Raw genomic sequence first — 13,439 nt, 5'->3', positions numbered from 1 at the left:
TTGATTTAATAAATTCTAGTTAGCTTTCTTTTTTAGAGGGTTAACTACAATTTTTAAAGTGTCGACAAAGTCTTTGACTTTGTTGATTTTTTTGTGCACGCTTTCTGCAAGCACAGCATCCACCTATAGACTTCGGCTAGTGCTTTATGAACTTATCGAAGTCAAAGAGCGCTCACAGAAAAATACTTATCAAAAAAAACAAACAAAATGCCTTTATAGCATTTTGTTTGTTTTTTGATTTGTGAAGAATAAATTTAAGCATTAAAGATGAAATTCACCTGCATTTGAACCTGCAATATTACCAGTGACTAAAGCGCTTGTGATATTATACCCTCCGGTGTAACCATGTATATCTAATACTTCACCACATAAAAATAATCCTGGTACGTATTTTGACATCATTGTTTTAGGTTGAATTTCTTTTAATGACACGCCACCACCAGTTACAAAAGCTTTGTCGATGGACAAAGTCCCGTTGACAGTAAAAGTAAATCCTTTAAACAATTCAACTAATTTACTAATTTGTGCGTTTGAAATGTGATGGGCAGTTAAGTCATCACTAATTTGTGCTTGTTCAATAATGAATAATAAATAACGTTCTTCGATTAATCCGTGCAAACTATTTTTAATATATTTGTCAGGTGTATCTTTTAATATATTTCTAATTTGTACTTCTACTTGAGCCACGCTCAAATTTGGAAAAACATCAAGTTGCATCTGAATATCTTTTTGTTTTTGACTTTTTTGCTCTTTATATACAAATTGACTACATCTCAGTGCGGCAGGACCACTTATACCAAAATGTGTGAATATCATATCCATTTGATGTGTGACACGTTGTTTGCCATTCTTTTTCAATACGGAAAGTGCGACATCTTTTAAACTTAATCCTTTTAAGCGTTTGTTCTTAATAAATGGTTCAGAAGACTTAATAGGGACCTCAGTTGGAAATAATTCTGTAATCGTATGTCCTAAATGTTTAGCGAATTTATAACCATCTCCGGTAGAGCCTGTTTTGGGTACACTAGTACCACCGGTCGCAATAATAAGACTCTTACTTTCAAATTGTTGTTGATCATTTAGCATGACTTCAAACGTTTCTTGGGGCGTATATTCAATAGATTGAACAGTGGATTCTTCTTTAACATTTACATTGTTTTGTTGTAACGTATGAATGAGTGCATCTACCACATCTTGCGCTTTATTAGATGTTGGAAACATACGACCATGATCTTCTTCTTTTAAACTTACACCTCTTGATTCGAAAAATTGAATGATGGATTCATTATCAAATACAGAGAAAGGACTGTATAAAAACTTTCCATTACCAGGTATGTTTTTAATGATTTCATCATAAGGAAGGCGATTAGTAACATTACAGCGGCCACCACCAGAAATTTTTAGCTTGCGCCCCAATCCTTTTTTCTTTTCAATTAATAAGACATTTTCACTATTTTGACTTGCTGCAGCGGCGGCCATGAGTCCACTTGGCCCACCACCGATAATAATTGTTTGATACATTTTATTGCCTCCCTTAGCTATATAGTGTTATTTTATAGTAATATACTTTTGAAAAAAAGTAGTTATAACGTTATTATTAAAGTTATGAGTGTAAAAATTAATTTGAGATAGGAAGATCTGAATGAGTGAAAGTAAAGAATTAGTGAGGGGCACCTTTTTAATTACGCTTAGTATTTTGATTACTAAGGTTTTAGGTGTTATATATATTATCCCATTCTACTCGATTATTGGTGGAGAGGAAAATTTGGCGCCTTTCAACTATGCATACACCCCGTATAATATAGCGATTGCTATTGCAACTGCGGGTGTGCCATTAGCAGCGTCTAAATATGTATCTAAGTATAATGCAATGGGCGCATATAGGGTAAGTGAAAAACTGTATAAATCAAGCTTTCTTGTTATGACTGTAACAGGCTTTATAGGTTTTTTCATCTTATATTTATTAGCCCCAACAATTGCATCCATTACTTTAGCAAATAAAGCAGGTACAAATGGCGGATGGACAGTAGATGAAATTACATGGATTATTAGAATTATTAGTATGGTAGTTGTTTTTATCCCGCTACTTGCTACATGGCGTGGAGTGTTCCAAGGTTACAAATCTATGGGACCAACGGCAGTGTCAGAAATTATCGAACAAATCGCACGTATACTATTTATTTTAATCGGTAGTTATTTAGTTCTTAATGTCTTTAAAGGTAGTGTACTTGCAGCTAATGGTATTGCTACATTTGCAGCGGCTGTAGGGGCAGTTGCAGGGATTTTCACGTTATGGTATTACTGGAGAAAAAGAAAACCTAATATTGAAAAAATGGTTGTAACGGATACAACAGGTATCGATGTATCATACGGTAAAATGTATAAAGAAATTATTTCTTACAGTATCCCGTTCGTCATTGTGAGTTTGAATTTTCCATTATTTAATTTAGTTGATCAATTTACACATAATAGCGCACTCGGTTTAGCTGGTGTGCCAACCCGTATGCATGACTATTTCTTTACAATTTTAAATATGACGACAAACAAAATTGTGATGATTCCAACAGCACTATCAGCAGGTTTTGCAGTAAGTTTAATTCCATTTATTACGAAAACGTATGCAACGGGTGAATTGCATGAGATGCACAGACAAATGCGTACGTCATTAGGTGTTTTAATGTTCATCACAGTGCCTGCAAGTTTAGGTATTATGGCATTAGCGTTACCATTATATACAGTATTTTATAGTTATAATGTTGATGGTAGCCAAATGCTATTCTACTATGCGCCAGTAGCTATTCTAATTGGTTTACTTAGTGTAACAGCTTCTATGTTACAAGGTATTGACAAACAAAAATTAACAGTATTTGTTATATTAGCTGCAGTTGTAATAAAAGTAGTATTAAATACGCCATTAATTTTAGCGTTCCATTCTGCTGGTGCGATATTAAGCACGGCAATTGCATTGTTATTTGCAGTATCATGTAATATGTATATACTTAAAAAACATGCTAAATTTGATTTTTCAGAAACATGGTTACACTTTGGTAAAATATTCTTATATAGCTTAATTATGATGATATCAGTTGAGTTAACATTCTTTATCTTACAATTATTTATTTCAACACAATCTAAATTTGGTTCGTTGATTATAATTATTGTTAGTGTGTTTGTAGGTATGTTAGTTTATGCTAGTATGACTATGAAGACAAGACTTGCAGATCAGTTCTTAGGAGATATTCCACAGAAAATTAGACGTAAGTTAGGTATCGCAAAATGAGAATAGATAAATTCTTAGCTAATATGGGTGTTGGAACACGAACAGAAGCCAAACAGTTATTAAAAAAAGGTAATGTTTCCGTAAATAATAAAAAAGAGAAATCACCAAAAACACAAATTAACCCAGAAACGGATATTGTAAGCGTTAATGAAACGCAAATTCATTATATAGATAAAATCTATTTGATGTTAAATAAACCCAAAGGGTATTTATCAGCTACTGAAGACAATAAGCAACAGACGGTTATAGACTTAGTAGAAGAATTTAAATATTTAGAACTATTTCCAGTTGGGCGTTTGGATAAAGATACTGAGGGATTATTGCTCATTACTAATGACGGGCAGTTTAATCATCAATTGATGAGTCCAACAAAGCATGTTTCTAAGACATATGAAGTGATTTCCGAAAAAAATATTACAAAAGATGATATAGAATCCTTCAAAGCGGGTATTGAATTAAGTGAGGGATTGGCGAAACCTGCTCAATTAATCGAAGGTGATGAAAAGAACAAATCATTTGTCACAATATACGAAGGAAGGTATCATCAGGTTAAGCGTATGTTTCATGCTATAGATAATGAAGTTTTAGCTTTGAAACGTATTAGCATTGGTGACTTAAAGCTAGATTCAGCATTAGCACCAGGAGAATATCGTCATTTAACTCAACAAGATTTTAAACAATTAGGATTAAAATAATGAAGAGGTGTTTTTATGTCAAATTTATTTAAAGTAGTATTAGGTGTCGGTGGAGCAGCGGCTGCAGTTGTTCTTTCTAAAAAAGAAAATAGAGATAGATTAAAAGACGAGTATGGTAAATACAAGTCTAATCCAGAATCATATAAACAAAACGCGAAAGATATCGCTAGTCAAATTAGTTCAAAAGCGGGCGAAACTTATAGCGAAGTAAAACAAGATCCTAAGGGTTACGCGTCAAAAGTAAAACAAGACCCTAAAGGTTACCTTAGAGATCAAAAAAATCATTTCAAAAATGGTGTTAAAAAAGAAGACGTAGAAATTGAAGAAGCTAGATTTGATGATGAAGGCGGAGACCCTTCTAATAATCTACGTGTTGTAACTGAAGAAGAATTAAAAAATAATAGTAATAAACGTGATAATTAGTAATAGATTACGATTTGACGACCTAGTTCATTTAAATGAACTAGGTTTTTTTATGTTAATACAGATTTTGATATATATTAATATACATAGGTTGAACTGTTTTATTTGTTAACGAAACAGTTAGAATTTTTAAATAATAACGACATCTCACTGTAGTTTCTTCCTCACTTCATGTAAAATATTAAATATATAAGTTTGGAGAAGGAAGTGGATCATAAATGTGGAAAGATAAAGTGAAAGAATATGAAGATCTAATCGTTGAAGATTTGAAAGGTTTATTATCTATTGAGAGTGTTAGGGAAGATAATAAAGCATCAGCAGAATATCCAGTTGGACCTGGTCCACGAAAAGCCTTAGATTACATGTACAAAATAGCTGAACGCGATGGATTTGGCACTCATGATGTAGACCATATCGCTGGTCGAATTGAAGCGGGTGCTGGAGAAGATGTTTTTGGTATATTATGCCATGTTGATGTTGTGCCTGCTGGAGAAGGTTGGGATTCTGACCCATTTGATCCAGTCGTGACAAACGATAAAATTATTGCAAGAGGTACGCTTGATGATAAAGGACCAACAATTGCAGCATATTATGCAGTTAAAATATTAAATGATATGAATGTAAATTGGAAAAAACGTATACATATTATAATAGGCACTGACGAAGAATCTGATTGGCAATGTACTGAGCGTTACTTTGAAACTGAAGAAATGCCTGCTTTAGGATTTGCACCAGATGCAGAATTCCCTGCAATTCACGGCGAAAAAGGCATTACTACTTTTGATGTGATTCAAAATGAAAAAGCAGAAGACCAAGACGAGCCAGAATATGAATTAATTTCATTCAATTCAGGTCAAAGATATAATATGGTACCTGATGAAGCTGTAGCGCATGTATCTGTAAAAGAAAACATGACCGATGTCATTCAAAATTTCGAACAGTTTGTTCACGAAAACAATATTGAAGGAGAAAGTATCGTTGATAGTGGCGTACTTGTATTAAAAGTTCAAGGAAAAGCCGTACATGGTATGGATCCTTCTATAGGTGTCAATGCTGGTTTATACTTATTAAATTTCTTGTCCAGTCTAGATTTAGATAAAACAGCAGCTAATTTTGTAGATTTCAGTGAAAAATATTTATTTAATTCTCATTTTGGAGAAAAAATGGGTATGAAATTCCACACAGAGGTTATGGGTGATTTAACGACTAACATAGGTGTTATGTCTTATAACAATGTTGAAGGTGGAACATTTGGTGTTAATTTAAGATACCCGCAAGGATTTGAATTTGAAGAAGCAATGACGCGCTTCAAGAGTGAAGTTCAATCACTTGGTTTTTCAATTGAATTAGGCAAAAATCAAACACCACATTATGTAGAAAAAGATGATCCATTCGTTCAAACGTTAGTACAAGCCTATAGAAATCAAACAGGTGACGAATCTGAACCTTACACAATTGGTGGTGGCACATATGCACGTAATTTAGATAAAGGTGTTGCCTTTGGAGCAATGTTCAGTGATTCTGAAGATTTAATGCACCAAAAAAATGAATATATAAGTAAAAAGCAATTATTTGATGCGACAAGCATCTATTTAGAGTCACTATATACTATATGTGTGGAGGAATAAATATGACAAAAGTATTAATAAATGAAAGATTACTAGAAGAAAAAGATGCAAATGTAGCTTATAACGATAGAGGTTATGTATTTGGTGATGGTATTTATGAATATATAAGAGTTTATGAAAATCACCCTTTTACTGCCAATGCGCATTTTGAGAGATTATTAAGAAGTGCTAAAGAAATTGGCTTAGAATTAAACTTTACTGTTGGTGGCCTTATAGAACTCGTACGAGAACTGATAGCCGCAAATGGTATAGTTAATGGCGGCGTATATATTCAAGTAACACGTGGTACTGCGCCTCGCGATCATGCTTTTCCTACACCATCAGTAAAAGCGAACATCACAGCTTTTACAAAATCTTATGACCGTCCATATAAGTTGTTAGAAGAAGGCATAAATGCCGTAACAACTGAGGATATACGTTGGTTAAGATGTGATATAAAAAGCTTAAATTTATTAGGTAATGTATTAGCAAAAGAATATGCTGTTAAATATAATGCACAAGAAGCAATACAACACCGTGGTGAAACTGTTACAGAAGGATCTTCAAGTAATGTTTACGCAATTAAAGATGGAGTGATTTATACGCATCCAATCAATAACTATATTTTGAATGGTATTACACGTATAGTAATAAAAGAAATTGCTGAAGAAAAGGGCATTTCGTTTAAAGAAGAAACATTTACTTTAGATTTTTTAAAAAATGCGGATGAAGTTTTGGTTTCAAGTACATCAATTGAAGTGATGCCAGTTGTTAAATTAAATGGTGAAGCTGTGGGTGATGGAAAAGTAGGACCCATCACTAAGTCGCTACAAGAAGGATTTAATAGATACATTGACACGCATAGTTAATAATTTCAATAAATGGATAGAAAATGTAACATATATTAAGGTCAAATTATGTTATAATTCTTACTGAGCCGTTTAATAGAATTCCATAAAGGTATGGAATCAAAATGTGAATTTTAATTTCTCATTTATAGTTGAAATAAAGTATAAATGATCATAAAACCTTTTATACGTCATGAAATTTGAAAGTAAAAAATTTCACAAAAAAATATAGAAAAATATTAAATTAATACTCTGTTAAGAGCTGATTTATGATATGATGTAAAAGTTATTGTAAATTAGCTCAGACAATATGAGTATTAATAAATTAAAAAGAACTTGAACCACGATGGGACAATGTGTCGGTCATAAAACTTGAGGCTGCACAATTTTGGTTGAAGTTTATAATTTCGAAGTAAAAAATTATTATATATGGCTCTCGAAAATTCTTTTCAGGAGCCATTTTCTAGTTGAAAGTGAGGTGAACGTGTTGGAGCAGTTTTATCAATTAGGATGGACGCTTGATTCAGCAGGTGGTGCATCTGGTGAAGCTTATATGGCTGAACAAGATGGGCAGAAATTATTTTTAAAAAGAAATTCAAACCCTTTTATCGCAGCCTTATCTGCTGAGGGTATTGTGCCAAAACTAGTTTGGACGAAACGTATCGAAACCGGAGAAGTTGTAACAGCGCAACATTGGAAAAATGGTAGAGAACTTACTTTCAATGAAATGCACGAACAAAGAGTAGCTAATTTATTGAAAAAAATTCATAGTTCTAGAACACTTTTGAATATGTTAAAACGAATGGAAATGGAGCCGATTACACCAGATATTTTGTTGAACAAAATTAACGCTTCATTATCTAGAGAAGTTTTAACGCATCATGTAGTAAGAAAAGCATTGACTTATTTAGAAGACCATATGCCTAATTTAGATCCGCGTTTCTTTACCGTTGTACATGGCGACGTCAACCATAATAATTGGCTACTATCAGATCATGATGAGCTTTACTTGGTTGATTGGGAAGGCGCGATGATTGCTGATCCTGCAATTGATTTAGGTATGCTGCTATACAATTACGTTCCTGAAAAGAAATGGCCTCACTGGTTAGATGTGTATGGAACAAAAGATTCAATGGACTTACAAAAACGTATGAAATGGTATACAGTTATCCAGTCTATAGGTATGGTCCAATGGTATGAAGAACAAAAACGCTACAAAGATATGAATATGTGGCTCAAATTCTTAAATGAAGTAATGAATAACAATGCTTTTATATAAGGAGTTATCAGAATGAGAATGCGTTACAAGCCTTGGGCAGAAGATTATTTGAAATCACATCCTGAACTAGTGGATATGGATGGTAGTCATGCAGGGTATATAAGTGACTGGTTTGATAAAGATCAAGATATATATATTGAAATAGGATCTGGAATGGGACAGTTTATTACAACACTTGCTGGTCAAAATCCTGATATAAATTTTATTTCTTTAGAACGAGAAAAAAGTGTAGTAGTTAATATTTTAGATAAAGTTAAAGAACTTGGTCTTACTAACATTAAATTGATATGTAATGATGCATTGGAGCTCAATGAATATTTCAAAGATGGCGAAATTGATCGTATATATTTGAATTTTTCAGACCCATGGCCTAAAAAACGACATACTAAGCGTAGATTGACGTATCATACATTTTTAGCACTGTATAAGCAAGTTTTGAAAGAAGATGGAGAACTTCATTTTAAAACTGACAATAGAGGTCTTTTTGCTTATAGTTTAGAGAGTATGTCTCAATTCGGCATGTATTTTACTAAACTCAATTTAAACCTTCATCAGGAAGATGATGAAGATAATATAGAAACTGAGTATGAAAGAAAGTTTTCTGACAGGGGATCAAGAATTTATCGAATGGAAGCAAAATTCCATAAAAATTTATAATGATTTTAAATTGAAGCTGAGACATGTAGTTATGTCCTAGCTTCATTTTTTTGTTATTCTAAATAAAATTGAATGTTTAATTACAAAAATATTTAAACTAAGTTGATAAAATTAATATGAAATTTAAAGGTTAGTATTTTTAAAAAGCATATCCTTTATTTTACGTAGTAAATGTATTGTATTACTATAGTAAGTAATTGAGGTTGTTAAATGTTAGATGAGGAGGAATTAAATGATGAAATTAGGTAATTATAAAGTCCATTATTTAAACGGGGGTATTACTCATATTGATGGGGGTGCAATGTTTGGCGTTGTACCTAAAGCGCTATGGACAAAGAAATATGAAGTGAATGAAAAAAACCAAATTCCATTACCTACGCACCCGATACTTATTCAAACTTATGATAAAAATATTGTTGTTGATACTGGTATTGGTGCTGGAAAATTAACCGATAAAGAACGAAAAATATTTGGCGTACATTATGAGAGTAATGTGGAAAATGATTTGAAAGCATTAAATCTCAGCCTAGAGGATATTGATTATGTGTTAATGACTCATCTTCATTTTGATCACGCTGCTGGACTCACGGACAATGATGGGCATGCTATTTTCAGTAATGCAATACACGTCATTCAGCAAGATGAATGGCATGAGTTCCAAAGCCCTAATATACGTAGTAAATCGACTTACTGGCAGAAAAATAACGGAGATTTTAAAAATAAATTAATGCTATTTGAAGAAACGTTTGAAATATGTCCTGGTATTCAAATTCGTCATACTGGAGGACATAGTTTTGGACATTCAGTAGTGACAATTGAAAGTGAAGGAGAAAAGGCCGTGCACATGGGAGACATTTTCCCGACACTGGCTCATAGAAACCCATTGTGGGTAACGGCATATGATGATTATCCTATGCAATCCATAAGGGAGAAAGAACGTTTAATTCCAAACTATATCATGAAAGATTATTGGTTCTTATATTACCACGATGCTAAATACTTTGCTGTGAAATTTGATAAGAATAAATTGAATGAGATAGAAACTTATATTATAAGAAGTTAAAAAGGTTAAAGTTATGAACGAAGAGATATGGATAATCACTGTTTTAGATAAGAAAGGGGTTAGTCCTTGTGTTTAAACAGCGTAAATCTTTTTCTCTTGTAATGTATAGACAGTGCTTTGAGCGATTGATACACTACATGTTCAAAACTTTAACCTTTTATGATTCACATTCAATAATATCTATAACTTCTCCGCTTTTTGCATCTGCAAAAAAGTCATAATATGTTAACATTTTATTGCTTTTTGTGGTAATGCCACCTTGAAAAACAATAAAACTATTATCGGATTTTTTATACGTAATTGGCTCATTCAATATATAAGACCCTACAACATTCATAAAGTATGTTCTTACTTCAGTAATAATTTTATCTGGATCGTGATATCGTAGATCTTTTTGACGTTTATAAAAATAAGTCGCTCCGACAATTGTTGTTAGTGAAATAAATAAGATGGTAAGCCAATTCTTTTTATTTAACATAACACAGTCTACCTCCAATAAAGTAATATTTATAGTTTACCATAATGAAGATGATATAATAAATAGTAAGGAGTGAGAGACAGTGAATATAGACAATAATAAAACATTAGCTAGAATGAAAACATTAACAGAATTACATGGGGCACCTGGTTTTGAAGATGATGTAAAAGCATACCTTAAATCAGAATTAGAACCATTTGTAGATGAGTTTGTTTATAATCGCATGGGTGACATTTACGGCGTTAAACGCTCGAAAGCAAAGAATCCAAAGCGTGTAATGGTGGCTGCTCACATGGATGAAATTGGCTTTATGATCACAAATATTACAGAAAACGGTATGATACAATTTACAAATTTAGGTGGCGTTGCTACAGATATTTGGCAAGGTCAACGACTTAAAGTAAAATCACGTAAAAATGAAGAAATCATCGGTGTGGTTGCAAATATTCCAAAACATTTTAGGACAGGTAATGAAGGTGCACCTAAAATAGAAGATTTACTATTAGATATTGGTTGTGAAGCTCAAAAAGATGTAAGAAAACGTGGTATTGAAATTGGAGACTCAATTGTTCCAGAAACACCCTTTACACAATTATCAGAACATCGTTTCTCTAGTAAAGCTTGGGATAATCGTTATGGTTGTCTGCTTGGCATTGAATTATTGGAATTATTAAAAGATGTAGAGCTTGGTTATGATTTATATGTAGGCGCTAATGTTCAAGAGGAAGTTGGTTTAAGAGGAGCTAAAGCTTCTGCTGAATTGATAGACCCTGATGTGGCTTTTGTAGTAGACTGTTCACCAGCCAATGATATGAAAGGTAAACAAAATTTATCTGGAGAATTAGGTGCTGGTACATTAATTAGAATTAAAGATGGTACGATGATACTTAAACCAACTTTTAGAGATTACTTATTAGATTTAGCTGATCAATTTAAAATTAAACATCAATATTACATTTCACCTGGTGGTACAGATGGTGGAGAAATTCACAAATCAAAAATCGGTATACCAACTGCAGTAATTGGAGTTTGTGCAAGGTATATCCATAGTACAAATGCAGTGTTTGATATAAGAGATTACGAAGCTGCAAGAGCATTATTAATACAGGCTACAACGCAATTAGATGATACTAAAATTGAAGAATTACAATATAAATAACACATTTAGGAGTGATTGGATGCGACAATTAGAAACTGAACAACAATTTGAACAACTTAAAAACGAACAAACAGTATTTTTATTTACAGCTGATTGGTGTCCTGACTGTAAAGTTATTGAACCAGAATTACCGCAGTTAGAAGAAAAATACACTAATTACAAATTTATCTCAGTCGATAGAGATAAATTTATAGATATTTGTGTGGAAAATGGCATTATGGGCATACCAAGTTTTCTAGTTTTTCGTAATGGATCACAAATCGGTAGTTATATTGGAAAAGAACGAAAATCCATAGAACAAATTGATAACTTTTTAGCATCTTTATAAAACAATTACTTTGTAAATAATTAAAGTTGAAATATAAAAATATATACCCTTAGAACTTACATTTTTTCTGTTCCTAAGGGTATATTTATTGTAAACTATAATAAGGCACGTAAATAGGAGTGTTAACAATGAATGTCTTTCAAATGAGAGATAAATTAAAAGATCGACTAAGCAAACCAGAAGTGAAGTTTACTTTTAATCGTGAAGATGAAACGCTACGTATATCTAGAGTAGACAATGGCAAAGGTGTCACTGTTAAAGTTGCTACGATAGTAGCTAAATATAAAGAACAAAAAGAAAATATAGTAGATGAAATTGTATATTATGTAGAAGAAGCAATTGAACAAATGAAAGGGGAGGGGCTATCAGAGGTTAATAGTGCTCAAATCATGCCAGTACTGAGATCCCCAAGCTTTGATAAAAAAGATAAAGATGGTAATGCATTTGTTATCGAAGAACACACAGCAGAAACAAATATTTACTACGTAGTTGATCTAGGGAAATCATATCGTCTTATGGATGAAAAAATGTTAGAGTCAATGAAGTTATCTAAGCAACAATTAAAAGAAATGGCTTTATTTAATGTGCGGAAATTAGAAAATAAATATACTACGGATGAAGTAAAAGGTAATATATTTTACTTTATTAACTCTAATGATGGCTATGATGCAAGTAGAATCTTAAATACAACATTTTTAAATGAAATACAAGATCAATGTGAAGGTGAAATGTTAGTAGCTGTACCACATCAAGATGTCTTGGTTATTGCGGATATTCGTAATAAGACGGGTTATGATGTAATGGCGCATTTAACTATGGAATTTTTTACAAAAGGTTTAGTGCCTATCACATCATTATCATTAGGTTACGACAGAGGTCATTTTGAGCCTATTTTCATTTTAGGAAAAAATAATAAACAAAAAAGAGATCCTAATGTGATACAAAGATTAGAAGCAACAAGAAAACAATACGAAAATAAAGATAAGAAATAAGGAGTATATTGATATGAATTTATTTTATAACAAAGAAGCAGTAGGAGACGTTGCATTTTTACAAGTTGAACCAGCTAGTGGTGAGTTCAACTATGAATATAAAGGTGATGTTGTTGAAATTAAAAATGAGTCACAAGTGGTAGGATATAATATTTTTAATGTGTCAGAAAAATCAACTATAAGTGGGAATGGACATGTTAAGTTAACTGAACCACTAGTTAATGAATTTCAAAAAGCCATTGAAGATGCTGGATTTACATTTAAATTAAATGCAGATTTTTCTCCTAAGTTTGTTGTAGGCTTTGTAGAAACTAAAGAAAAACATCCAGATGCTGATAAATTAAGTGTACTTCGCGTTGATGTAAGTACTGAAAAGTTACAGATAGTTTGTGGTGCATCTAATATTGATGCTGGACAAAAAGTAGTAGTGGCTAAAGTAGGCGCTGTAATGCCAAGTGGTATGGTTATTAAAGATGCTGAGTTAAGAGGCGTAGCTTCAAGTGGTATGATTTGTTCTATGAAGGAACTTGATTTACCAAATGCACCTCAAGAAAAAGGGATTATGGTCTTATCTGATGATTATACAGTTGGCCAAGCATTTTTTGAAGAATAAAAGGAGGTAATGTACGA

At 32.5% G+C, this 13,439-nt stretch carries 14 protein-coding genes; 12 read left to right on the top strand and 2 right to left on the bottom strand.

The window, feature by feature from the left end; genetic code table 11:
• Window positions 1-261: 261 nt before the first annotated feature.
• Window positions 262-1,521, bottom strand: coding sequence for an NAD(P)/FAD-dependent oxidoreductase (locus ACA31_RS06130; protein WP_057512470.1), 1,260 nt, complete (start codon window positions 1,519-1,521; stop codon window positions 262-264).
• 121 nt (window positions 1,522-1,642) lie between these two features.
• Here ACA31_RS06130 and ACA31_RS06125 point away from each other — a divergent pair, with 121 nt between their 5' ends.
• From ACA31_RS06125 to ACA31_RS06090, 8 genes are all read left to right on the top strand, one after another.
• A complete protein-coding gene (locus ACA31_RS06125; RefSeq protein WP_057512469.1) occupies window positions 1,643-3,280 on the top strand; it encodes a putative polysaccharide biosynthesis protein in 1,638 nt (545 codons plus the stop codon).
• Window positions 3,277-3,975: a pseudouridine synthase gene (locus ACA31_RS06120; RefSeq protein WP_057512468.1), complete on the top strand. Its 699-nt coding sequence runs from the start codon at window positions 3,277-3,279 to the stop codon at window positions 3,973-3,975. Before ACA31_RS06125 ends, ACA31_RS06120 begins: the two co-directional genes overlap by 4 nt.
• Window positions 3,976-3,990: 15 nt before the next feature.
• Window positions 3,991-4,398 (top strand): YtxH domain-containing protein, encoded by a 408-nt coding sequence (locus tag ACA31_RS06115; RefSeq protein WP_057512467.1) that lies wholly within the window; start codon window positions 3,991-3,993, stop codon window positions 4,396-4,398.
• Between the two features lie 218 nt (window positions 4,399-4,616).
• Entirely contained in the window at window positions 4,617-6,026 is a 1,410-nt protein-coding gene (gene pepV / locus ACA31_RS06110) for a dipeptidase PepV (RefSeq protein ID WP_057512466.1), read from the top strand.
• 2 nt (window positions 6,027-6,028) lie between these two features.
• On the top strand, window positions 6,029-6,874 hold the full coding sequence (gene dat / locus ACA31_RS06105) for a D-amino-acid transaminase (protein WP_057512465.1): 846 nt from the start codon (window positions 6,029-6,031) through the stop codon (window positions 6,872-6,874).
• 466 nt (window positions 6,875-7,340) lie between these two features.
• A complete protein-coding gene (locus tag ACA31_RS06100) occupies window positions 7,341-8,132 on the top strand; it encodes a phosphotransferase family protein (protein WP_057512464.1) in 792 nt (263 codons plus the stop codon).
• Window positions 8,133-8,144: 12 nt separating this feature from the next.
• On the top strand, window positions 8,145-8,789 hold the full coding sequence (gene trmB / locus ACA31_RS06095) for a tRNA (guanosine(46)-N7)-methyltransferase TrmB (RefSeq protein WP_057512463.1): 645 nt from the start codon (window positions 8,145-8,147) through the stop codon (window positions 8,787-8,789).
• A 235-nt stretch (window positions 8,790-9,024) separates the two neighbouring features.
• A complete protein-coding gene (locus ACA31_RS06090; protein ID WP_057512552.1) occupies window positions 9,025-9,852 on the top strand; it encodes a YtnP family quorum-quenching lactonase in 828 nt (275 codons plus the stop codon).
• Window positions 9,853-10,009: 157 nt separating this feature from the next.
• Here ACA31_RS06090 and ACA31_RS06085 read toward each other — a convergent pair whose 3' ends face one another.
• Window positions 10,010-10,330 (bottom strand): hypothetical protein, encoded by a 321-nt coding sequence (locus ACA31_RS06085; protein WP_057512462.1) that lies wholly within the window; start codon window positions 10,328-10,330, stop codon window positions 10,010-10,012.
• A 115-nt stretch (window positions 10,331-10,445) separates the two neighbouring features.
• On the opposite strand from ACA31_RS06085, the gene ACA31_RS06080 reads away from it, so the two are divergent.
• From ACA31_RS06080 to ytpR, 4 genes are all read left to right on the top strand, one after another.
• Window positions 10,446-11,489, top strand: coding sequence for a M42 family metallopeptidase (locus ACA31_RS06080; RefSeq protein ID WP_441296194.1), 1,044 nt, complete (start codon window positions 10,446-10,448; stop codon window positions 11,487-11,489).
• A gap of 19 nt (window positions 11,490-11,508) precedes the next feature.
• Window positions 11,509-11,817, top strand: a complete 309-nt coding sequence (locus ACA31_RS06075) for a thioredoxin family protein (RefSeq protein WP_057512460.1) — start codon at window positions 11,509-11,511, stop codon at window positions 11,815-11,817.
• A gap of 128 nt (window positions 11,818-11,945) precedes the next feature.
• Window positions 11,946-12,809, top strand: a complete 864-nt coding sequence (locus ACA31_RS06070; RefSeq protein WP_057512459.1) for a DUF1444 domain-containing protein — start codon at window positions 11,946-11,948, stop codon at window positions 12,807-12,809.
• 13 nt (window positions 12,810-12,822) lie between these two features.
• Entirely contained in the window at window positions 12,823-13,422 is a 600-nt protein-coding gene (gene ytpR, locus ACA31_RS06065; protein WP_057512458.1) for a YtpR family tRNA-binding protein, read from the top strand.
• Window positions 13,423-13,439 lie beyond the last annotated feature (17 nt).

Source organism: Staphylococcus sp. NAM3COL9, from assembly GCF_001431205.1.
Taxonomy (GTDB): Bacteria; Bacillota; Bacilli; order Staphylococcales; family Staphylococcaceae; genus Staphylococcus.
This window is presented reverse-complemented; position numbering and strand designations above follow the sequence as displayed.

Excerpts from the sequence above, each read along its gene's own strand:
- ACA31_RS06130 (WP_057512470.1), bottom strand. The coding sequence starts at position 1,521 with ATGTATCAAACAATTATTATCGGTGGTGGGCCAAGTGGACTCATGGCC.
- ACA31_RS06125 (WP_057512469.1), top strand. The coding sequence starts at position 1,643 with ATGAGTGAAAGTAAAGAATTAGTGAGGGGCACCTTTTTAATTACGCTT.
- ACA31_RS06120 (WP_057512468.1), top strand. The coding sequence starts at position 3,277 with ATGAGAATAGATAAATTCTTAGCTAATATGGGTGTTGGAACACGAACA.
- ACA31_RS06115 (WP_057512467.1), top strand. The coding sequence starts at position 3,991 with ATGTCAAATTTATTTAAAGTAGTATTAGGTGTCGGTGGAGCAGCGGCT.
- pepV (WP_057512466.1), top strand. The coding sequence starts at position 4,617 with ATGTGGAAAGATAAAGTGAAAGAATATGAAGATCTAATCGTTGAAGAT.
- dat (WP_057512465.1), top strand. The coding sequence starts at position 6,029 with ATGACAAAAGTATTAATAAATGAAAGATTACTAGAAGAAAAAGATGCA.
- trmB (WP_057512463.1), top strand. The coding sequence starts at position 8,145 with ATGAGAATGCGTTACAAGCCTTGGGCAGAAGATTATTTGAAATCACAT.
- ACA31_RS06090 (WP_057512552.1), top strand. The coding sequence starts at position 9,025 with ATGAAATTAGGTAATTATAAAGTCCATTATTTAAACGGGGGTATTACT.
- ACA31_RS06085 (WP_057512462.1), bottom strand. The coding sequence starts at position 10,330 with ATGTTAAATAAAAAGAATTGGCTTACCATCTTATTTATTTCACTAACA.
- ACA31_RS06080 (WP_441296194.1), top strand. The coding sequence starts at position 10,446 with ATGAAAACATTAACAGAATTACATGGGGCACCTGGTTTTGAAGATGAT.
- ACA31_RS06075 (WP_057512460.1), top strand. The coding sequence starts at position 11,509 with ATGCGACAATTAGAAACTGAACAACAATTTGAACAACTTAAAAACGAA.
- ACA31_RS06070 (WP_057512459.1), top strand. The coding sequence starts at position 11,946 with ATGAATGTCTTTCAAATGAGAGATAAATTAAAAGATCGACTAAGCAAA.
- ytpR (WP_057512458.1), top strand. The coding sequence starts at position 12,823 with ATGAATTTATTTTATAACAAAGAAGCAGTAGGAGACGTTGCATTTTTA.